Origin of the sequence: Sulfitobacter aestuariivivens, from assembly GCF_014763045.1 — a bacterium.
GTDB classification, from domain to species: Bacteria; Pseudomonadota; Alphaproteobacteria; order Rhodobacterales; family Rhodobacteraceae; genus Sulfitobacter; species Sulfitobacter aestuariivivens.
The window spans coordinates 1,155,907-1,174,391 of sequence record NZ_JACTAG010000002.1; the positions used below are offsets into that span (position 1 = coordinate 1,155,907).

21 protein-coding genes are annotated in these 18,485 nt (G+C 58.8%); 5 read left to right on the forward strand and 16 right to left on the reverse strand.

All coding sequences use genetic code 11. The features are described from left to right. Positions 1-2 precede the first annotated feature (2 nt). Both H9Q16_RS15425 and H9Q16_RS15430 read right to left on the reverse strand, forming a co-directional pair. The gene (locus tag H9Q16_RS15425) at positions 3-941 is read right to left on the reverse strand and encodes a PDR/VanB family oxidoreductase (RefSeq protein ID WP_191076309.1); all 939 of its coding nucleotides are present in this window, start codon (positions 939-941) and stop codon (positions 3-5) included. An 81-nt stretch (positions 942-1,022) separates the two neighbouring features. Further along, positions 1,023-1,478: a MarR family winged helix-turn-helix transcriptional regulator gene (locus H9Q16_RS15430; protein WP_191076310.1), complete on the reverse strand. Its 456-nt coding sequence runs from the start codon at positions 1,476-1,478 to the stop codon at positions 1,023-1,025. A gap of 137 nt (positions 1,479-1,615) precedes the next feature. Here H9Q16_RS15430 and H9Q16_RS15435 point away from each other — a divergent pair, with 137 nt between their 5' ends. After that, positions 1,616-2,359 carry an SDR family NAD(P)-dependent oxidoreductase gene (locus H9Q16_RS15435; RefSeq protein ID WP_191076311.1) on the forward strand — a complete coding sequence of 248 codons (744 nt, stop codon included), beginning with the start codon at positions 1,616-1,618 and terminating at the stop codon, positions 2,357-2,359. Continuing rightward, entirely contained in the window at positions 2,356-2,757 is a 402-nt protein-coding gene (locus H9Q16_RS15440; protein WP_191076312.1) for an acyl-CoA thioesterase, read from the forward strand. The genes H9Q16_RS15435 and H9Q16_RS15440 overlap by 4 nt, the downstream gene beginning before the upstream one ends. Here the strand turns inward: H9Q16_RS15440 and H9Q16_RS15445 are convergent. The 6 genes from H9Q16_RS15445 to H9Q16_RS15470 are packed head-to-tail and all read right to left on the reverse strand — an operon-like array spanning position 2,754 to position 8,196. After that, positions 2,754-3,371 (reverse strand): sulfotransferase family protein, encoded by a 618-nt coding sequence (locus tag H9Q16_RS15445; RefSeq protein WP_191076313.1) that lies wholly within the window; start codon positions 3,369-3,371, stop codon positions 2,754-2,756. The two genes, H9Q16_RS15440 and H9Q16_RS15445, sit on opposite strands and share 4 nt — an antisense overlap. Positions 3,372-3,407: 36 nt before the next feature. After that, positions 3,408-4,880: an aldehyde dehydrogenase gene (locus H9Q16_RS15450; protein WP_191076314.1), complete on the reverse strand. Its 1,473-nt coding sequence runs from the start codon at positions 4,878-4,880 to the stop codon at positions 3,408-3,410. 9 nt (positions 4,881-4,889) lie between these two features. Then, a complete protein-coding gene (locus H9Q16_RS15455) occupies positions 4,890-5,924 on the reverse strand; it encodes an LLM class flavin-dependent oxidoreductase (protein ID WP_191076315.1) in 1,035 nt (344 codons plus the stop codon). Between the two features lie 4 nt (positions 5,925-5,928). Next, positions 5,929-6,828: a flavin reductase family protein gene (locus H9Q16_RS15460; protein ID WP_191076316.1), complete on the reverse strand. Its 900-nt coding sequence runs from the start codon at positions 6,826-6,828 to the stop codon at positions 5,929-5,931. Then, positions 6,825-7,625: an alpha/beta fold hydrolase gene (locus H9Q16_RS15465; protein WP_191076317.1), complete on the reverse strand. Its 801-nt coding sequence runs from the start codon at positions 7,623-7,625 to the stop codon at positions 6,825-6,827. The genes H9Q16_RS15460 and H9Q16_RS15465 overlap by 4 nt, the downstream gene beginning before the upstream one ends. Beyond that, positions 7,597-8,196, reverse strand: a complete 600-nt coding sequence (locus H9Q16_RS15470; protein ID WP_191076318.1) for an amino acid synthesis family protein — start codon at positions 8,194-8,196, stop codon at positions 7,597-7,599. The genes H9Q16_RS15465 and H9Q16_RS15470 overlap by 29 nt, the downstream gene beginning before the upstream one ends. A 94-nt stretch (positions 8,197-8,290) precedes the next feature. Between H9Q16_RS15470 and H9Q16_RS15475 the strand changes: the two genes are divergently transcribed. Together H9Q16_RS15475 and H9Q16_RS15480 are read left to right on the forward strand one after the other, a co-directional pair. Further along, on the forward strand, positions 8,291-9,187 hold the full coding sequence (locus H9Q16_RS15475) for a LysR family transcriptional regulator (protein WP_191076319.1): 897 nt from the start codon (positions 8,291-8,293) through the stop codon (positions 9,185-9,187). 42 nt (positions 9,188-9,229) lie between these two features. Next, positions 9,230-9,847 (forward strand): cysteine hydrolase family protein, encoded by a 618-nt coding sequence (locus H9Q16_RS15480; RefSeq protein WP_191076320.1) that lies wholly within the window; start codon positions 9,230-9,232, stop codon positions 9,845-9,847. Here H9Q16_RS15480 and H9Q16_RS15485 read toward each other — a convergent pair. From H9Q16_RS15485 to H9Q16_RS15495, 3 genes are read right to left on the reverse strand one after another with little or no spacing between them, the layout of a single operon-like run. After that, positions 9,844-11,127 (reverse strand): flavin-dependent oxidoreductase, encoded by a 1,284-nt coding sequence (locus H9Q16_RS15485; protein ID WP_191076321.1) that lies wholly within the window; start codon positions 11,125-11,127, stop codon positions 9,844-9,846. The genes H9Q16_RS15480 and H9Q16_RS15485 overlap by 4 nt on opposite strands. Next, positions 11,124-12,302 (reverse strand): cytochrome P450, encoded by a 1,179-nt coding sequence (locus H9Q16_RS15490; RefSeq protein ID WP_191076322.1) that lies wholly within the window; start codon positions 12,300-12,302, stop codon positions 11,124-11,126. The genes H9Q16_RS15485 and H9Q16_RS15490 overlap by 4 nt, the downstream gene beginning before the upstream one ends. A gap of 3 nt (positions 12,303-12,305) precedes the next feature. Next, on the reverse strand, positions 12,306-13,079 hold the full coding sequence (locus H9Q16_RS15495) for an SDR family NAD(P)-dependent oxidoreductase (RefSeq protein WP_191076323.1): 774 nt from the start codon (positions 13,077-13,079) through the stop codon (positions 12,306-12,308). Between the two features lie 88 nt (positions 13,080-13,167). Here H9Q16_RS15495 and H9Q16_RS15500 point away from each other — a divergent pair, with 88 nt between their 5' ends. Further along, complete coding sequence (locus H9Q16_RS15500) at positions 13,168-13,632, forward strand: DUF3237 domain-containing protein (protein ID WP_191076324.1); 465 nt, start codon at positions 13,168-13,170, stop codon at positions 13,630-13,632. A 3-nt stretch (positions 13,633-13,635) separates the two neighbouring features. Here the strand turns inward: H9Q16_RS15500 and H9Q16_RS15505 are convergent, their stop codons facing one another. The 5 genes from H9Q16_RS15505 to H9Q16_RS15525 are packed head-to-tail and all read right to left on the reverse strand — an operon-like array spanning position 13,636 to position 18,445. Continuing rightward, positions 13,636-14,124: a DUF2165 family protein gene (locus H9Q16_RS15505; protein WP_191076325.1), complete on the reverse strand. Its 489-nt coding sequence runs from the start codon at positions 14,122-14,124 to the stop codon at positions 13,636-13,638. 13 nt (positions 14,125-14,137) lie between these two features. Next, positions 14,138-15,025: a TauD/TfdA dioxygenase family protein gene (locus tag H9Q16_RS15510; protein ID WP_191076326.1), complete on the reverse strand. Its 888-nt coding sequence runs from the start codon at positions 15,023-15,025 to the stop codon at positions 14,138-14,140. Continuing rightward, positions 15,022-16,428, reverse strand: a complete 1,407-nt coding sequence (locus tag H9Q16_RS15515) for an FAD-binding oxidoreductase (RefSeq protein ID WP_191076327.1) — start codon at positions 16,426-16,428, stop codon at positions 15,022-15,024. Before H9Q16_RS15515 ends, H9Q16_RS15510 begins: the two co-directional genes overlap by 4 nt. Further along, positions 16,425-17,654 carry an amidohydrolase family protein gene (locus tag H9Q16_RS15520; RefSeq protein ID WP_246455769.1) on the reverse strand — a complete coding sequence of 410 codons (1,230 nt, stop codon included), beginning with the start codon at positions 17,652-17,654 and terminating at the stop codon, positions 16,425-16,427. Before H9Q16_RS15520 ends, H9Q16_RS15515 begins: the two co-directional genes overlap by 4 nt. Beyond that, positions 17,651-18,445, reverse strand: a complete 795-nt coding sequence (locus H9Q16_RS15525; protein ID WP_191076328.1) for a creatininase family protein — start codon at positions 18,443-18,445, stop codon at positions 17,651-17,653. Before H9Q16_RS15525 ends, H9Q16_RS15520 begins: the two co-directional genes overlap by 4 nt. Positions 18,446-18,485 lie beyond the last annotated feature (40 nt).

The following is an 18,485-nucleotide window of genomic DNA, read 5'->3' on the forward strand; positions in this document are numbered from 1 at the left end:
CCCTAGATGTCGAGTTTCAGGCGCGGGCTTTTGGCCCTGCTGACACAGATTTGCATGACGTCGCCTGCCGCGCGTTCGGCGTCAGACAAGACCACGTCGCGGTGGTCGGGCTCACCTTCCAACACATCGGTCTGGCAAATGCCGCAGTCGCCGCGCTGGCAATCGTACATGATGTCCAGCCCCGCGTCTTCCAGCACATCGATGATGGATTTGTCAGGTGGTATTGTGAAAACCTGACCGTCGTTGATCTCTACCTCAAAGGAGGTGTCATCGCCCTCGGCCTGCGGCGTTTCGAAAAGTTCGAACCGAATGCGGTCACCGGGGTATCCTGCGGCCTCTGCGGCGGTGCGGACCGCTTCGATCATGCCTTTGGGGCCGCAGCAAAAGACGTGGGCATCATCCGGAGCGTCTTTGAGCAGACCTGCCACATCGATCATTCGGTCATCATCAAACCAGAACGTGAGTGCATCGCCAAACCGCTCTTCGAGCGTGTCTGCAAGAGCACAGACGTCGCGCGATCGGGCAGCGTAGTGAAAGGCGAAAGGCGTGCCGCGACGATCCAGTTCCGTCGCGAAGGAAACGATGGGTGTGACCCCGATGCCGCCCGCGATCAGAACAGCGGGCGCGTTGCTTTCGTGCAGGGCAAAACTATTCTTGGGCGCGCTGGCTTTGATCGTTTCGCCGACCGCCAGCTTGTGCATCGCCAGTGAACCGCCGTCGCCCTCATGTTCCGCTTGCACTGCGATGTGGTAGGCGCCCGGCAACGGGGCGATAGGAACGAAATCAATCAAAGAGTAGGACCTTGTGCCTACATCTCCCAGATCGAAATCGACGTGTGCGCCGGCAGTGTATTCGGGTAGGTCAGCGCCATCCGACCGGACCAGAGTGAACAGGCGAACGCGATCTGTAATGTCCCTGGCTTCTGCAATTTCAAGCTGCATGGGGCGTGTTTCTCCGGTGGAAAACATAATCCATGAATATTCATATAAATTCGTACTAACCCTGTCAAAGGCTATTGCCGATCAGATCGGATGGACGCGGACATTCTCCAATATCTTGACCAGCGTGCGCATCGTCACGGCGCGATCCTCTGCGGATATGCCTTTGAGCATTGCGTCATTGGCCCCCAATGTGACTGGCCAGATCTTCTCAAAAAGCGCTTCCCCTTCAGGAGTCAATTTGATTACCCGCTTGCGATTGTCCGCTTCGCTGACGCTGCGCAAGATGATTCCGTCGTTTTCCAAGCGGTCAAGCGCGCGACTCATCGTGGGTTGTTCGGCCAGTGCGTGCACGCAGAGTTCATTGATGGTCAGTTCCTTGAAAACCACGAGAGATGCGATGATGCGGGTTGCGATGGTGGACAGACCTATCGTTTTTAGCTCCGCATGAATTGTCTGATTGTATCGGTGTGCGATGCGGGTCAGCAGATATGAGGGCAGCCCGGTCAGCGCCTTGGGTTTCGTCGGTGTGTCGGTCATCCGTAATGCGCTCCGCTCTGGTTCGTATCAGGGCTACAGGGAAGGAGGCGGCGTGGCAAACACCGGAAAACTTGCATAATCATATAAAATTCTATTTCACTCGACACGACGTTCTTTGCCAAGAGGCCCGAAAACCCATGACTGACAAAACCTACTCAGGACGTACTGCGTTGGTTACCGGCGCAAGTGCGGGCATCGGGCGCGAGATTGCGCAACATCTGCTCGATCAGGGATGTCATGTGATATCGGCGGCGCGACGGCCTTTGAACATCGCATCGGATTATGTGACATCGTATGAGGTTGATCTGGCAGATCGCGCGGCGGTGCAGGCCTTTGCGAAAACGATTGCTGCTGATCATGCAGTCGACATTCTGGTCAATAACGCCGGTGTGGTGCGCAATACGCCCGTCGAGGACGTGTCAGGAGAAGAATTCGATCTGCTGCAGGAGTTGCATCTTTTCACAGCCATTCAGCTGGCACAGGCGGTGATCCCCAACATGAAGGCGCAGGGCTTTGGGCGCATCGTCAACATGTCTTCGCGGGCGGTCGTGGGGATGCAGCAACGGACCGTCTATGCTGCGACCAAGGCGGCGATCATGTCGATGACACGTACATGGGCGCTGGAACTCGGGCCATCGGGGATTACCGTGAATGCCATCGCACCGGGGATTGTGATGACTGATATGGTTGCGCCAGATATTCCTGCGGGCGGAGAAAAAGCCAGGGCCATCGCCGCCAGCCTGCCGCGCAGACGGTTGGGCAAGGCCGATGATATTGCCCGCGCGACACTATTCTTCACTGACCCCCGGAACGACTGGGTGACGGGGCAGACGCTGTTTGTTTGCGGTGGTGCCAGTCTGGCGTCGACGGCGGTCATATGAGTCACCACGTCCCCCAGAAAGTGCTGTTCAAGCATTGTGACCCTGCCGGCATCGTCTTTTATCCGCGCTACTTCGAGATGATCAATGACGCGATGGAAGACTGGTTTGCCGGACCGTTGGGCGCGCCATGGGAGGTGTTTCACAAGACGAATGCCTGTCCATCCGTCGAGATCAATGTGACCTTCATGGCCGTTTCCCGGCATGGAGATCAACTTGATCTGCGGGTGCAGGTGGAAAAGTTAGGCCGCTCAAGCGTCACCGTTTTGGTGGATGCCTATTGCGGCGATCAACAACGCTTTGCCGCGCGGGTGACGCTTGTGTGCATCCGGTCCGATACCACACGACCAGAGCCTTGGCCTGACGAGATCCGCACGCAGATGGAACGGTTTTCTGGCTAGAATTTGGACGGCCAGCCGCTGTGGTATTCCTGCGTGCTGTTGCCCCTTGGAAAGGGCGCCTTTGGCACCGGGACATCCAGAAAAGCGCAGAGTGCGTCCCAGCCGTCGCCAAGGGTATGAATATGTAATCGGTCTGCAGGCACGGTGTGTTTAACACGCGCGACATTGTCATTATAAACCGCGATGCAGTGATCTTTGGTCATGGGCTGGCCACCAAAGATAAGCGGGCCTGTCATTAACAGACCGGGTGTCATGCGCCCCTCGCCGGTGGTTGCCAGAATTGATTTCAGGATGGTCTGTTCAAAACTGCGCCACCAGTTCTGGGCATCGCGCCAGGTCAGCAATACCTTTGCTTTGGGAAACGCGTTGATCAATTGCGGCCAGTAGTAGGCCGTGGGCCAGTCCACACAAGCCTGAAATCCGTCCAGCAGCTGATCCCAATCAAGTGTATTCGTTGCTATGGCGCGCGACCATGTTGCGCAATGCGCCTGATCTTGCGCGATAACTTTCATGTGGTGACATGGGCCGATTCCCAACAACTCCAGCGCGTCGCGCATGGAATCGGTGCCCGTACGCCCAAATCCTGCACCAATTACTTTCAGATCCGCCGGCATGCACATCCCCTCTCGCGGCCGAGTATGGCCAAGGGATCATCGCATCACAAACGGGTTCGACATCGGCTGTGCCGAGGTATTGATCCACGTCGTCTTGGTGCGGGTGTAGTCAAGGATTGCCTCCTTGCCCGCCTCGCGCCCATAGCCTGATTGGTTGAAGCCGCCAAACGGCGCGATTGGAGAGATCGCGCGGTACGTATTCACCCAAGTGATGCCTGACCGAATGCGCGACGAGACGCGATGCGCCCGTGCGATGTTTTGCGTGAACACGCCGGAACCGAGGCCAAAATCGCTCTCATTGGCCAGTGCGACCGCCTCTTCCTCTGAGTCGAAAGGCAGAAGGGACATAACCGGGCCGAACATCTCTACCTTGAGGGTTTCGGTATCTGGCGTGTCGCAGAGCACGAGCGTTGGCTTGAAATAGTGCGCGCTGGTGCCTTTGGGCGCTTCTCCGCCAAAGGCGATGCGCGCGCCCTGTGCGACTGCTGCGTACAGCGTTTCGCGAATACGATGGACTTGTGCGACCGTGCAGAGCGGCCCAAGATGTGTGGCGGCATCATGTGGATCGCCCACGACAAGATCACTGCACTTTTCAGTGATTTTGCCGACCAGGGCGTCATAGATGGGGCGGTGCACCAGCCCGCGTGTTCCCGCAACGCAGGATTGCCCTGACGCGCCGAAGTTACCTGCAATCAGACCATTGGCAGCCGAGTCCAAATCGGCGTCATCGAAGACGATGATGGGGGATTTGCCGCCCAGCTCCAGCGTTGTGACGGCGAAATTCTCTGCTGAGTTACGAACCACATGGCGTGCGGTTTCGGGCCCGCCGGTAAAGGCGATGCGGTCGATGTCAGGGTGGCGGGTCAGCGGGATTGCGCAGTTTTCCGCATCGCCTGTGATGACAGACACGACGCCCTTGGGAAAGCCTGCCTGCTCGATCAACTTGGCAAATTCGATCATGGGTGCAGGGGCAATTTCCGATGCCTTGAGGATCACGGCGCAGCCCGCTGCCAAAGCTGGCGCCAGCTTGGTCGCGGCCAGAAACATCTGCGCGTTCCACGGTACGACAGCAGCCACAACGCCGATGGGCATGATCTGGGTGAAGACATGCATATCGGGTTTGTCGATGGGCAGTACGGCACCTTCGATCTTGTCAGCGAGGCCAGCGTAGTAGCGGTAGTAATCGGCGACATAGCCGGTCTGACCCATTGTCTCGACTGCCAGCTTGCCACTGTCCGTAGTCTCGATCCGGCCCAGATGCTCCGCGTTTTCAGCGACCAGATCGGCAAGGCGGTACAGCAACTTGCCCCGTTGTGTTTGCGTCATGTCGCGCCATGCAGGATCATCCAACGCGCCTTTGGCAGCAGCGACCGCGGCATTCACATCCGCCACTGACGCGCAATCGAATGTGGCCCAGGATGCGCCGGTTGCAGGATTGATCGTTTCCATGGTCTGGCCGTCCGATCCGACCCGCCATTCCCCTGCAATAAAAAGCTGAAAGTGTTCCATTCTGTTTCCTTACGCAAATGCGGGCATCACGTCGTCGATAAAGCGCGCCAGTGAGGCGCGCTTGCGTTCCGGGCTCATCCCGCTATCGATCCAGAAGGAGTATTCATCATATCCGAGGTCCTCGTAACGCTTGATCTTGTCGATGACTTCCTGCGCTGTGCCAATCGTCAGATCGCGTGCCATGTTTTCAGGCGACATCATCTTGTTGGCCGCAAGCTCATCCTCGCTCAGCGTCTGGATCAACCCCTGTTGCACCGGGCGCTTGTTCTGAAACCAAGCGCCAAAGTAGGAATAAAAACGGCTAAGTTCCTGAGCCGCCCGCGCGCTGTCATTGGCATCCGAGGCGACATAGGTGTGGTGCAGCAGCATGATCTTGTGCGTGCGCTTTGCGTGAGCGGCGCAAGTGTCTTTGTAGGTTTTCATCAGCTTGGTTATCTCTTCGATCCCCTGCCACAGCGGCGTGACCTGCACGTCAAAATCATTCACCACCGCGAATTCGTGGCTATTGGGATCACGCGCCGCAACCCAGATGGGTGGGCCGTTTTCCTGCAAGGGCTTTGGTGCGGAGCTGGTGGCCGGAAAACTGTGATAGGTGCCGTCATGGGCGCAGTCGCCCTGCCACAGCTTGCGCACCAGCGGCAGTGTCTCGCGCATCCGCTGGCCTGCGTCCCAGGCATCCATGCCGGGGATCATGCGTTCGTATTCGTAGGAGTACGCCCCGCGCGCAGCACCAATTTCGATCCGCCCGCCTGTCATCAGGTCGGCCATCGCCGCCTCTCCGGCCAGCCTGATCGGATGCCAGAACGGCACAATGACGGTGCCAGTGCCAAGGCGCACGTTTTTGGTGTGATGTGCGATGTCGACCAGCGTGGTGAAGGGGTTGGGGGCGATCGTGAATTCCATCCCGTGATGTTCACCCGTCCAGATCGCGCGCATGCCGCCCTCATCGGCCATTTTGCACAGGTCGATAAAGCTGGCGTAAAGCTGATCATGGGGCTGATCTGCGCTCAGCCGTTCCATATGGGCAAAGAGAGAAAACTCCATTCCGTTACCTTTCTTCTGTGGGCAGGACATCGCCCTCGGTTTCGCCCCCGACGTAGAGGCCAAAGGTCTTTGTCTGATGTTCCTGGGCAAATCGGGTCAGCAGGGATTTGAGTGCCGGGTCGGCAATCGGGGCGTATGGGAGCGTCTGAATGTCTACCGGTCGAAGGCCCGGTTGCGGCGTCTTTGCCGTGCCGCGAAAGACGATACGGCGTCGGTTCGCCGCTTCGTCGTAGACGGCGTAAACGACGCTGAGGGCGGTTTCGATTTCGCGGGACTTGAGATCATTTAGCAGCGTTTGCAGGGGGCTTTGTCCCGGTGGTACCTCAACCGTGGGCAGCTCCAGATTTTCGTTCAGCAATACGTGATCTGCGTCTTCGAGCAACGCACTGGCGCGGGTTGCCACGGCGTGCGGGGCTTCGGCTTCGCGTTCGCTGCTTTGGGTGAAATAGCCGTCTGGTCCGTATCCCAGCCCCGGCAGTTCGGCGTTGTCGAAATGGGTGACCCGCCCGATCAGGATCAGATGATCGCCTGCGACAACCCGTTCGTGCAGATCGCAGGTGAACCCAGCCGCGCGACCGGTGATCAGGGGGATGTTATACTTGGGCGCTGTCCAGTTCGTGGCGCCAAACCGATCCCCGGAACCGGAAGCAAAAAGGTTCGAGATGTCTTCTTGCCCTTCGGCGAGAACTGAAATGCCAAAGCGGTCAGTTTCGCGAAAGACGTCAAAGCTTGAGAGGTGGTTGCCCGGACAGACAAGCAACAACGGCGGGTCAAGTGAGACGGAGGTGAATGAGTTCGCGGTAAAGCCGACTGCTTCGCCATTCGGAGCGCGGGCGGTGACCACGGTCACACCTGTCAAGAACCGGCCAAACGCGCGACGCAGCTCTTTCGGGCTCATGCTCATATCACGGTCCCCTCGAAGGTGTCTAAGATTGCCTTGGCGAGGTGTTCAGGATGGGTCATTGGCAACATATGTGCCGCCTCGGGTACGCTGATGGCCCGCCCCTTGGGCGCAAGTCGCGCCATGGCTTGGGACATCTTTGGTGTTGAGTTCAGATCACCGTCTGCAGTTATGAATAAGGCGGGCATGGGAAGAGCGGTCAGCACCGCGTCATTCGGTCCGTCCTGACTGGCAAATAGACCATAGGCGGTGGCATAGCCTTTGGGATCGGCACCGGTCAGCCATTTCTCGCAGGCCTCGGATGCGGCGTGCAGCGGGCCTTGCGGATCTTCGCCGAACCAGCGGTCCAGCGTGGCGCCGGGATTTAAAGACCCTTTCGCGGCGATTTCTGCGGCGCGGGCTTTGACCGCGGCACTGGCCGTTTTGCTGCGCCGGTAGATTGCGTTTATTGCGGCGATCCCTGCAATTCTGTCAACGCGTTGGTGAGCCACGTCCAGTGCAATGACTGCGCCCATCGAATGCCCAGCTATGAAAATCGGGCCGGACACTGTGTCGACCATGTCAAGGACCCGATTGGCATAGTGAGAGAGCGCTGAAACATCGCCGAGCGGGGACTGCCCGTGACCGGGCATGTCGACGGCGTAGATCGTGAAGTAATCTGACAGGAGTGGGATAATCGCGCCCCACGCCTCTGCCCGCAGACCGACGCCATGGATCAACACCAGCGCAGGCCCTTTTCCCGCCTTGAAATATGCCAAATCGCCCGCGCCCTCAGACCGCGGCTGGGTTGTCCACGTCATGTCCCAGATCCTTGAGGTCCTGATACCGGTCACCAATGCGATGATGCGGGCGTCCGCCTGTGGCGGCACCCAGCGCCACGATGACTTCGTTCGCGCGGGGGGCGTCTGCGATGGAGAACTGGATCGTCAGATAATGCGATCTGCGACCAACATCGTTCTTGTCCATCAGCGGGATCTGGATTGAAGTGTCCGCTGCCGCCCTGATATTTGTGAAGGCCAGATAGGATTTGGCATCGACGGCCTGCCGGAAGAAATTCCCAAATCGCAGTGTATGGATCAGGCCAGAGGCATGTTCGATCTCGCCGTCCAGTCCGACCACGCCTGCTTTGCCAAATGCTTCGATCTGTTCTCCGCCGCCGGTCATTTCGGTGATCCGGTTTGTCAGCGTTTCGCCCAAGATCGGGCCGTACGCGTGAATGATCGGCTTGAGATCTTCCTCGAACCGTCCGGCCCATGGATTGGTCAGCACGGCGGCAACGGCATAAAGCCGCCAAGGCGGGTCAGCGGGTTTGAAACCTTCGATCAGCACGTCCTCTTGATAGCTGACCAGTTTTCGGATTTCGGGGATCATGGCGCACCTTTCCTCATGCGCATGAACCTAACGGTTCCCTTACTTCCCCACAAACGATAGAAAAAACCGTGAAAGCATTAGAAAGTCTTATGTGATGAAAAAGGGGCTCCCCCCGCTGACATGGTTTCGCGCTTTCGAGGCGGCTGCGCGGCACCTCAGTTTCACGGTTGCGGCAGAGGAGTTGGGGTTCACCCAGTCTGCCATCAGCCAGCATGTGCGATCCCTCGAAGATCGTTTGGGCAAACAGTTATTCGTGCGGCGTCACCGCGCACTGCAGCTGACCGATGCAGGGCGCTTGTTACTGCCTGATGTGGCAGCCGCAATGGCGCAGCTGGGCCGGGCGACGGCGCGCTTTCAGCCCACTGTCAGCAAACGCAAGTTGGTCGTCGCAACCAGCGCCAGCATTGCGCAGTGGATTATTGCGCCACGTCTGGCTTCGTTCACGGCAAGGCATCCGGATATTGCCGTGCAAATCGCAACAACAATCTGGCCAGACGATTTTTCAACCACTACCGCCGATATCGAGATCCGGTTTGGATCTGCTGATGTCGTAGGGCATGGTGCGCGTTTGTTGGAGCCATCCTTTCTGCACATGGTCGCGGCACCGGAGATAGCGACGCGCCTAGGTGCAGATTGCGGGCTGGCTGACCTTGAAGGTCTTGCTCTGATCCAGCCTGTCGGCTTGACGCAAAACTGGGCGGCGCTGGGCAAAGCGAATGCAAAACCGATCGCGCTGGAGGCCGGGCTCTTTGTGGATACCCACGGTCTGTCTGTTGATCTTGCAATATCCGGTGCAGGGGTCGCGCTTGCGCATTGTCAGGTGTCGCGGGCGGCCATTCTGGCCGGTCAGCTTGCGGTGCTTCGGTTGCCTCCGCTGGCTGCCGACGAAGGGTACTACCTTGCCCTGTTACCCTCTGTCGATACAGACGCGCGGGATGCCTTTGCGGAGTGGCTTCAGGCGGAAATAACGGCGTTGCATCACATGGGCTGAGCGGCGTTACTGCTTTAGAAAACACAGCAAAGGGATCTCGAGATGGCAAACGCCAACAAGAAAGCGCGCGGGTTGATTGAAGGGCGGCCCGCGTTGATCGTTATCGATATCCAGGCCAGTACATTCGCGGATGACAGCGCTGTACGGTCTATCGACAACATGCCGGGCTATGCGGACCGCATGCTGGCATCGCGTCAATTGATCGACGCGGCCCGGGGTGCGGACATTCCTGTAATCTTCATCCAGGAAATCCACCGTGCTGATCTGGTGGACTTTGGGCGCGAACTGGACGGGGACGAGGATGTTCACTGTCTCGATACCAATCCGAACACCGAGATTGCCAAGAAAGAGATGGGCTTTGTCGATGGGGACTACGTTATCCAAAAGCGACGCTATTCCGCCTTCTATGGGACCGATCTGGAGATTCTGTTGAAGGGCCTCAAGGCGGAAACGCTGATCCTGTGTGGTGGGCTGACGGATGTTTGCGTGCACTACACCTTTGTCGACGGGCATCAGGGCGACTATTTCTGCCGGGTTGTCGAGGATTGTGTCGCGGGTTCTTCAACTGAGGCGCATGGGGCGGCGTTGAAAGCGATGGAATATCTTCAGTCAGGTGCGGTGCGCGGGTTAGACGAAACGTTGATCGCGATGGCCGGTTAGGAAATCCGCGCCCCAGCCGGGATCGTCGGTGGTGCAGAATTCAGTGTTTCCATGGCAAACCCGGCGGCGGCTTTGTATTTTGCCATGAACTCCGACCGCTCTTGGGGTGAGACGACATCGTCGATGTTGCTGAATGCGCCGCCACAGCGTTCTTCGACGATCGTCAGCAAGCCGAATGGCCCATGCCCACGATTACGCAGGATCAGCTCGGAAACGGGCCCACAGAGTTTGGCGTTGTAGGCCTCAAGCGCGTCAGGTTTGATGCCATGTTCGAGCATCGCCACACCAATTTCGCGCGCGTCGATGATGGCCTGGCTGGCCCCGTTTGATCCGGTGGGGTACATCGCATGAGCCGCGTCGCCCATCAGCGCGACAGGGCCGTCCACCCAGGTCGGCACCGGGTCGCGGTCGATCATCGCACTTTCGTAGGTGACTTCTGCACCGTGGAGCAGCTTGGGCACATCAAGCCAGTCAAAGGTCCAGTCGTCGAAATGGTGGGCAAAATCAGCCACTTCCACTTGCCGGAACCAGCCGACATTATCGCGCGCAGAGGGGTCATCGATCGTGATCTCGGCGATCCAGTTAATCTGCGCCAGACCATCGGTGGGGTCGGGGGCGGAGATCGGATAGATGATCATTCGCTGTTTCACCGTGCCAAGGCCGACGAACGAAGACGCGGTGCGCATGGGTTTGGCCCGCGTTGTACCACGCCACAGAATTGCGCCGCCCCAATGCAACGGTGGCTGGTTCGGGTGCATGGTGGCCCGTACTTTGGAATGGATGCCGTCGGCGCCGATCAGCAAGCTGCCCTTGATGATGTCCGCGCTGCCATCTGCACGCGTGATGTGTGCCGTCACACCGCTTGTGCTTTTCTCATACCCGACGACACGCGTCCCCAGCATGATCGCGTCTTCACCCGCGCGCTCTTTGAGCTTTGCCGCCAGCAGCATCTGGAACTTGCCGCGATGCATTGAGTATTGGGGCCAGTTGTACCCGGCAAATGTGCCGCGGGGTTCGGCATATATCTCTTGTCCGCCGCGCCCCACGAGCGCCCATTCGCATGTTGGCACGCCCGCACTGTCGAGGTCTTCTCTGGTGAACCCCAGATCCAAGAGTTCGCGAACGGCGTTGGGCTGGACGTTGATGCCAACGCCAAGTGGGCGCAGTTCGGTCACAGACTCCAGAACGGTGAAAGGCACGCCGATCTGATGAAGTGTCAGTCCAAGCGACAGTCCGGCGACACCTCCCCCGGCGATGAGGACATGAGGCATGTCTGTCATTGCAGTAGGACAGGGATTTGAACCGGCCCATGAAACCCGAAGCCGCGAAAGATTACATCATCGGTATTGGGGATGCTCATGTTCGGGAAGCGGTCAAAGAGCGTCGGCAGCAGGATCTGCCCGATGGAGCGCCGCGCGACATGTGTGCCCTGGCAAAAATGCGGGCCATTTCCGAACGCCTGATGCGGGGCCTTGTCACGGTAGACATTAAAGATTTCGCCATCCTCATAGATGTCTTCATCGCGGTTGGCACTGGCCTGAATGGTCATGACCGTGTCACCCTTGGGGATGAAATGGCCCCTGATCTCCGTGTCTTCCTTCACCAGCCGGGACGAGGCCGAAATTGGGGCGATCCAGCGGATGCCTTCTTCGAACGCGGCATCCCAGTCGTCCTTGCGTTTTACCTCGGCCAATTGGTCAGGGTTCGTCAGGAGGCCATAGAGGATCGTGTTCATCGCATCGCGGGGCTCGTTGATGCCGCCACCGATCGCGATTTTGATATTCGAATAGATCTGGCTTTGCTCAATAGGGTCTTCGGCATTCAGCATGACCGAAAAGGCAGAGTTGTTAGGATCGGCACGGTGCCGGTCCTGAAGGCTGTCGAAAAGCGCATTCATTTCTGCGTTGGCTGCGTCCGAGGCGGCAAACAGATCATCGCGCCACCCGAAATTGCCTGCACCGTCGATCAGTGTCTGGCTCCAGCGTTGCATGTCGTTATCGCTGGCCTCATCCAAACCCAGCAGCACCGCCAACCCGCGCGCTGCATAGGGGCCTGACAGGGCAGGGAAGAGATCCACTACCTCGCCACGGGGCAGGTTCGCCACGTAATCCTGGGCAATCTCTTGATATGCGGGCACCCATTCATTCTTGATCACCGACGGGGCAAAGGTTGCGGCCATGGCCATGCGCTCTCGTTTGTGGGCTTCGCCATCCTTGCGCATCAGGGTGTGCGCTTGAAAAGCGCGCTTCATCGGTGTGTTGGGATCGTCCGAGCTGAAGACGCCGGGGTTTTCTTTAACGGCCCGCGTGTCAGCCGCCTTGGTCAACAGCGTCCGGTTTACGGCCTTGACCCGCAGAACCGGGGCTTCGGCCCGCAAGCGACGATAAATCGGAAACGGGTCGCGGTGCAGCGCGTCTAGTGTGATGATGTCGTCAATGGGGGCAGGGTTGGGCATGGTCTACCGTGGGGCCATCCGAATGGCCCCGTCAAGGCGGATCACCTCGCCGTTCAGCATGGGGTTGTCCAGTATGTGGCAGACCAGCTTGGCGTATTCCGCCGGATTTCCCAGCCGCGACGGGAACGGCACCTGCGCGCCAAGCGAGGCCTGAACGTCCTCTGGCAGGCCTTCCAACATCGGTGTGAGGAATAACCCAGGTGCGATGGAACAGACACGCACGCCCTTGTCAGCCAAATCGCGCGCCATGGGCAGTGTCATGCCGACCACGCCCCCTTTGGACGCCGAATAGGCCACTTGACCAATCTGACCGTCAAAGGCTGCGACCGATGCGGTGTTGATGATCACGCCGCGGGCGCCGTCGGGGGCCATCGGGTCTTCGCCCACCATCATGGTAGCGGCCTGACTGGCACAATTGAAGCTGCCGATCAGGTTGATGCGAATTGTCTTGTCGAACATCGCAAACTCATGCGGTTCCCCGCGCGAAGTGGTTTTGCCCGCAAGTCCGATACCTGCACAATTGACAAGAACGCGTGGCGCGCCGAGATCAGCCTTAGTTTTTGCCAGTCCGTCGGCGACGCTGGCCGGGTCCGATACGTCAACTTTGCAAATCAGACCGCCCAAGGCCTTGGCAGCCGTCTTGCCCGCCGCTTCGTTAAGGTCAAAAAGCGCGACTTTCAGCCCGGCGTCTGCCAGCGCCTTGGCGGTCGCCGCGCCCAGCCCAGATGCGCCCCCTGTCACCACCGCAACGTGTCCGGCCCAATCCTGTAGTCCCATTTCAGTGCTCCCGCTCTTGGGTTCTCATTCAAGTTGCCGCTATATTGAGAGGCCGCATCCTGACACGCAAGCCAAAGTGACGACGCCCATGTCCCTGCCGACTCCACAACTGAAAGAAGCCTGCCGGATTGAGGTCACGCTGGGCCCGGTCCGCGAATTGGGACAGGGCCGTGCTGGGGCGCGGCGGATCATTCCGATTATCGGCGGAACCGTGTCGGGGCACCGCCTGAACGGGCGTGTGCTGGACGTGGGTGCAGACTGGCAAACGGTATTTGCGAATGGCCTGGCAGAGCTGGACACGCGTTATGCCTTTGAGACTGAAGATGGTGCGGTGATTGAGATCATCAATTATGGTTTTCGGCATGGGCCGAAAGAGGTGCTGGACGCGGTTGCGCGCGGTGAGGCGGCTGATCCTGCCAGCTACTATATGCGCACCCACGCGCGTCTGGAAACGGGCGATGCGCGCTATGATTGGGTCAATCGCGCGCTCTTTGTCGGGGTAGGTGCGCGGCACCAGTCGGCTGTCACGATCGTTCTGTACGAGGTGCTGTAGCGCTCAGGCGACCGCAAGAAAGATCATCGTCGCGATCCCCCAAAGCGTCATCTGGTAATGCGTGTTCTGCGCGCCCTCATGGCTGAACCAGTAGCTAAAATGATTGCCGACGATCAGGAACATCGCCCATGTGGTTGTAAACATCAGGGTTCCGGCCAGCCCGATGGCCAGGGCTATTTGTGTGTCGATCATATTGAGAATGGCTAAAACCATAACGCCGACGCCTGCCCAAAGCGCAATGCACGCGAGAAGCTCCCAAATTACGACCAGCCGGAAAGCCAGCAATTGCAGCTTGCGGCTTTCTACCTTTCGGTGCGCGACCAAGGCATAGCTTTCGGGGTAATCCACCTGCATTCGCGCCATTGTCATGACTTCGGCGGTGAAAGCTTCGTTGTTGAGCGGGTAGAGAACGTTGTCTCGCACGCCAGTGGTCAGCCACAATGCCAAGAAAGTCAGGCAGGCGGTTTGTGCGATCAGGATCATAAGCGCCATCGGATGTTCCTCTTCAGGATGCGGCCAGAGCCATGTCGGACAACCCGTCGGCATCGGAAACCGTGACGCAAAGGCTGGACAGCGTACGCGGCTCTTCATAAGGCCATGGTGTGGCGCGGTGCAGGACGGCGCGCTGATCCCAGATCAGCACATCGCCGACCCGCCAGTTATGCGCGTAGGTGAATTGGTCCTGCGTACAAAACTCCATCAGTTCGTCCAGCAATGCCTTGCTTTCTTCTTTGGAGTAGCCATCGACCTGATAGGCGTGGCTCGCGATATAGAGTGCCTCGTGTCCGTTTTCCGGGTTCGTCCAAACGGATTTCCAATGCTGATCTGGCCATTTGTGAAACATGGGCATTTTCGCAAGTTCAGGGGCGATCTGCGCGCGCGAATGGCTGTATGCGTGCCAGATGCCGCGCCCCCGGATCCGCGCCTTGAGGGCCTCGGGCATTTCGGCCCACGCCGCCCGTGTTGAGGCAAGTTCAGTCGCACCGCCCGATGATGTGACCACGCGGGCGATCAGGATATTGGTCAGCGCAGGCCGGGGCAAAAATGTGCTGTCTGCGTGCCATAGCATGTTGGCCTTGAGGTTGAGGGTATGCAGATCCATTTCGCCGGTGACCGACCCATCTGCGCGCACGTTGGATACCTTGGGGACCTCGTACTTTTCGCCGGGTTTGCGTTCATCAGCGAGGCGGTCTTCGACCTCTCCGAATTGGCGCGCTAAGGCCAGATGGATGTCATCGGTCATGGTCTGATTGCGCAGCAGGAGGGCGGAGTGATCTTCGAAAAGCCCCCGCAGAGTTGCAAATCCTTCACCTTTTGCGGCGCGCTCAAGGGACAGGCCGTCGATTCTTACCCCAAAGGCCGAGGTGAGCGGGGTTGTCGTGATATCGTTCATGTTGTTGCCTTTGCTTCGATGTCTTCCGGGCTTAGGTCTTTGACACTGTCCCATGCCATGCTTTTGGCGCTGTTCAGCAAGCCTTTGGGGTCCATGCGTTTCTTCCATGCAAGGTGGCGATAGTCAGCATTTTTTAGGCCGCCCCCTTCGACCTGCCATGTGTGGGCGTCATAGACCGGAAATCCGTTGGCGGCATATGTTGCGTTGATCTCTGCCAGGCGATCTTCGCTGGTGAACCAGATGATCGGCAGATCAAATGTCACGATTTCGCCGCCCACCTTTGCAAACTCGTGATGCATCCAGACGTCATCGCCCAGCTTTGGGCGCAGGTCCGCAATTGCCTGCGGGTCCGGCGGCGCGGGGCAGCCGATTTGCTGATAGGTTGCCTTGCGATCCGCCTTGAGCACCTGAAGCGTGGTGTGATTATATGAAAAATCAAAGACATGCGGCAATTTTGCCGCGATGCGCTGATCCTCTGTCAGCGTCAGATCTGGCACGCCATCGTTATCTTCGATCACAGCGCGGAAAGCGTCGATCTGATCGGCAGGAATCATCGATACCATCAAGTGCTTTGCGCTGCGGACGTGCCCTTTCAGTCGGGGGAAATAATCAGTGATGCGAGCGTCTACCGTGCTGATCAGCTTGCAGCCGATCTCAGGCATCTGTGCCAGCGCATACCCTGTCGCGTAAGCCGTCGCATAGTCATCGAAGGTGGCTATGCATCCGATCCAGTCCTGTGCCGGGACGGTCCTAAGCGTAACCTCGGTAATGACGCCGTTCAGGCCCCAGGCGTGGTGCACCTGCAGCACGTCTTCACCCTCAAAAAGGTGCTCCTTGGGATCAGAGGTCACATCCATCGCCTTAAGCGCACGCAGGTTGCCGGGATCGCGCAGCATGCCGTTGGCAATCGATCCGATGCCCGATGATCCGCCCGCCACGAACCCCCCGATGGTCGCGATGTCCTGTGTTGAAGGGAACATGCACATTTCGCGACCGTGGTCCCGGAGGGCAGCGTTGACATCGGCCATAAGCGCGCCAGCCTGCGCGCGTACGAAACCATCGCCGATCTCCAGAATCTTGTTCATGCCCGTCATCTCGATGATCAGCCCGCCATCCATGGGCACGGATTGCCCATAATTTCCGGTGCCACCGCCACGCACGACAACGGGGGCATCAAAATCAAACGCAGTGGCAAGGCAACGTGCCAGTTCTTCGACGCTTTTGGGAACCGCGACCAAATCGCCAAAACATCGGCGCAGTTCTGCGTTCAGGATGGGACTATACCAGAAAAAGTCACGGGACCTTTTCTTGATCAGCACTGGTTCGTCTATCACCTCGACAGGGTCCAGCGCCTGAGTGAAGGCGTCCCAGTCGATCTGGGTTTTACCGGATAAGGATGTCATTGGGCGGCCTCCGCCATAAGGGTTGTGAGAGGGGTGCGGGTACAGGTGCCTGCCAGCAGGTCCGACACGCTGCCCGTGTCGCATACCAAAAGATCGTCCGGGGCCGCCCCGTCCACGAAAGTTTGAGGCAGCCCAAGGGCGCTGCTGGCCTGGGTCGTGATCATCGGGAGCAGGCGCCCGAGCGGTGGATCAAGGTGCCCGCCAAGGATTGCCAGCGCCAGCGATGACACCGGATCGTGTTGGCCTACGGGGCAGAACGCGTCGCGGACATTATCGGTGCCAACGATCACGTTCACCCCGGCATTCTGGAGCTCGCGGATCCGCGTCAAGCCTCGCCTGTCTGGCGTGCCATCGGTCCGACCTTGCAGGTAAAGGTTGGTGGTGGGCAACGTCACGATATGCAGCCCCGCACGCGCCACCTTATCGAGGAGCCGCTTGAGAGGATCGCCTGTCAAATTCATCAGACTGCAAGCATGTCCGCACAGGATCGGGCCTTCAAACCGCAGCTGCAGCGCGGTGTCGGCAATCAGGCTCAGACCGTCAAGGTCAGCGTCCAACCCTTCATCCACGTGAAAGTCCAGCGGCACGCTGTATTTGTCGGCAGACCGAAATGCCTGTTGGATCCCTGCGGCGCGGCGCGGCTGATCGTAAACGAAACAGCCCATCGCATCACCCGTCTCTGACGCCAGTTGAGCGATGGCATCAGCCAAAGCGGGCTGCGCCAGCGTGTCCACACCGATCAAAGGCGACAACTGCAGGTCAAGCGTACCGCGCATCTGCGCGCGTAGATCACATAGGACGTGCCAGGCCTCGGGCGGTGCTGCGCTGTCTTCGCGGTGCCAGTCGACATGGCTGCGCACAGCGCGGCAGCCTGCTGTTGCAAGTTCGCGCAGCCCGCGCGAGGCGCGGTGGTGCAGGTCATCGGTGGTCCACCGCTGCTTATCTTCAAATTGCGCGGTGATGGCGTCATGAAGGTTGCCGCCGACAGGACCCAGCCGATCGACAGTATGACATTTGTCGAGATGGACATGCGGCTCTGTCAGGCGCGGCAGGACAAGACGTGCAGCACCTTTTGTTGGGCCTGAACGCATACGGAAGATCTTGCCGTCCTCGACCACGAGATCGCCCAGCAGACAGTCGCCTTTTTCATCACCGCCAAAGCGTTGAGGGGCGCTGACCAGCGCCTTGGGAACCACCACGTTTGTTATGACATGCTGGGCGCTCATGAATCGCTATGTCGCAGGTCAAAACGGGCAAATTCGTCAAGGAACGCTGCAAAATTTTGCGCGGCGGAGGACAAAAGATGCGCACCCTTCTCCGCGTTAGCCACAGAGGCGTTCCCGCAGGCACCATGCGCATTCAAGTCACCGGCGACCCACGCGGGCTTTGCCGCTTGCCCGTTGAGCCCGATAAAGCGGTACTGCGCACGCCACGCAGCCATGGCGGGCGTAAAGTCCTGCGCTTGCGACATGTCCACTTTTTGAGGATGGGCCGCCAACATGGCGGAGGTTTCCAACTCGCCAGCGTGTATGTCATCGGCGAGTGATTGGGGGTCAACTGCACCATCGTCTTCTGCAAAACCAAACCAGCTGCACGTGGCAACGATCATTTCATATTTCATACGCAGATCGCGCGCGGCGATGTCCAATACAGGCGCATTGCCGCCATGCGCGTTCAACAGCACCAGCCGCGAGATACCTGTTCGCGCGACACTGGCCCCGATGTCACGCAGAACTGCAAGCAGGGTTTCCGCACTCAAACTCAGCGTTCCGGGAAACTGATCATGTTCACCGCTCTTGGTAACGGCGAGCGTCGGCATGAACAGAACGTTCTGCTGGTCGCTCAGGGCATCGAGGCTTTTTGCGACCACCGCATCCGCCAGATCGCGGTCCACGCTGAGGGGGAGATGTGGTCCGTGCTGTTCGATCGCACCCAACGGAAGTACCGCGACTGTATCAAGGGGCAATTTGGCAAAGTCGGAGGATGGCAGATCTGCCCAGTATCCGCGTACAGACATCAGCAGCACCCCGGCCCGATGATCCGGTGAAAAAACAGCA

Bases quoted from the DNA above. Each gene is read 5' to 3' on its own strand.
- H9Q16_RS15425 (WP_191076309.1), bottom strand. From the start codon at position 941: ATGCAGCTTGAAATTGCAGAAGCCAGGGACATTACAGATCGCGTTCGC.
- H9Q16_RS15430 (WP_191076310.1), bottom strand. From the start codon at position 1,478: ATGACCGACACACCGACGAAACCCAAGGCGCTGACCGGGCTGCCCTCA.
- H9Q16_RS15435 (WP_191076311.1), top strand. From the start codon at position 1,616: ATGACTGACAAAACCTACTCAGGACGTACTGCGTTGGTTACCGGCGCA.
- H9Q16_RS15440 (WP_191076312.1), top strand. From the start codon at position 2,356: ATGAGTCACCACGTCCCCCAGAAAGTGCTGTTCAAGCATTGTGACCCT.
- H9Q16_RS15445 (WP_191076313.1), bottom strand. From the start codon at position 3,371: ATGCCGGCGGATCTGAAAGTAATTGGTGCAGGATTTGGGCGTACGGGC.
- H9Q16_RS15450 (WP_191076314.1), bottom strand. From the start codon at position 4,880: ATGGAACACTTTCAGCTTTTTATTGCAGGGGAATGGCGGGTCGGATCG.
- H9Q16_RS15455 (WP_191076315.1), bottom strand. From the start codon at position 5,924: ATGGAGTTTTCTCTCTTTGCCCATATGGAACGGCTGAGCGCAGATCAG.
- H9Q16_RS15460 (WP_191076316.1), bottom strand. From the start codon at position 6,828: ATGAGCATGAGCCCGAAAGAGCTGCGTCGCGCGTTTGGCCGGTTCTTG.
- H9Q16_RS15465 (WP_191076317.1), bottom strand. From the start codon at position 7,625: ATGACGTGGACAACCCAGCCGCGGTCTGAGGGCGCGGGCGATTTGGCA.
- H9Q16_RS15470 (WP_191076318.1), bottom strand. From the start codon at position 8,196: ATGATCCCCGAAATCCGAAAACTGGTCAGCTATCAAGAGGACGTGCTG.
- H9Q16_RS15475 (WP_191076319.1), top strand. From the start codon at position 8,291: ATGAAAAAGGGGCTCCCCCCGCTGACATGGTTTCGCGCTTTCGAGGCG.
- H9Q16_RS15480 (WP_191076320.1), top strand. From the start codon at position 9,230: ATGGCAAACGCCAACAAGAAAGCGCGCGGGTTGATTGAAGGGCGGCCC.
- H9Q16_RS15485 (WP_191076321.1), bottom strand. From the start codon at position 11,127: ATGACAGACATGCCTCATGTCCTCATCGCCGGGGGAGGTGTCGCCGGA.
- H9Q16_RS15490 (WP_191076322.1), bottom strand. From the start codon at position 12,302: ATGCCCAACCCTGCCCCCATTGACGACATCATCACACTAGACGCGCTG.
- H9Q16_RS15495 (WP_191076323.1), bottom strand. From the start codon at position 13,079: ATGGGACTACAGGATTGGGCCGGACACGTTGCGGTGGTGACAGGGGGC.
- H9Q16_RS15500 (WP_191076324.1), top strand. From the start codon at position 13,168: ATGTCCCTGCCGACTCCACAACTGAAAGAAGCCTGCCGGATTGAGGTC.
- H9Q16_RS15505 (WP_191076325.1), bottom strand. From the start codon at position 14,124: ATGGCGCTTATGATCCTGATCGCACAAACCGCCTGCCTGACTTTCTTG.
- H9Q16_RS15510 (WP_191076326.1), bottom strand. From the start codon at position 15,025: ATGAACGATATCACGACAACCCCGCTCACCTCGGCCTTTGGGGTAAGA.
- H9Q16_RS15515 (WP_191076327.1), bottom strand. From the start codon at position 16,428: ATGACATCCTTATCCGGTAAAACCCAGATCGACTGGGACGCCTTCACT.
- H9Q16_RS15520 (WP_246455769.1), bottom strand. From the start codon at position 17,654: ATGAGCGCCCAGCATGTCATAACAAACGTGGTGGTTCCCAAGGCGCTG.
- H9Q16_RS15525 (WP_191076328.1), bottom strand. From the start codon at position 18,445: ATGTCTGTACGCGGATACTGGGCAGATCTGCCATCCTCCGACTTTGCC.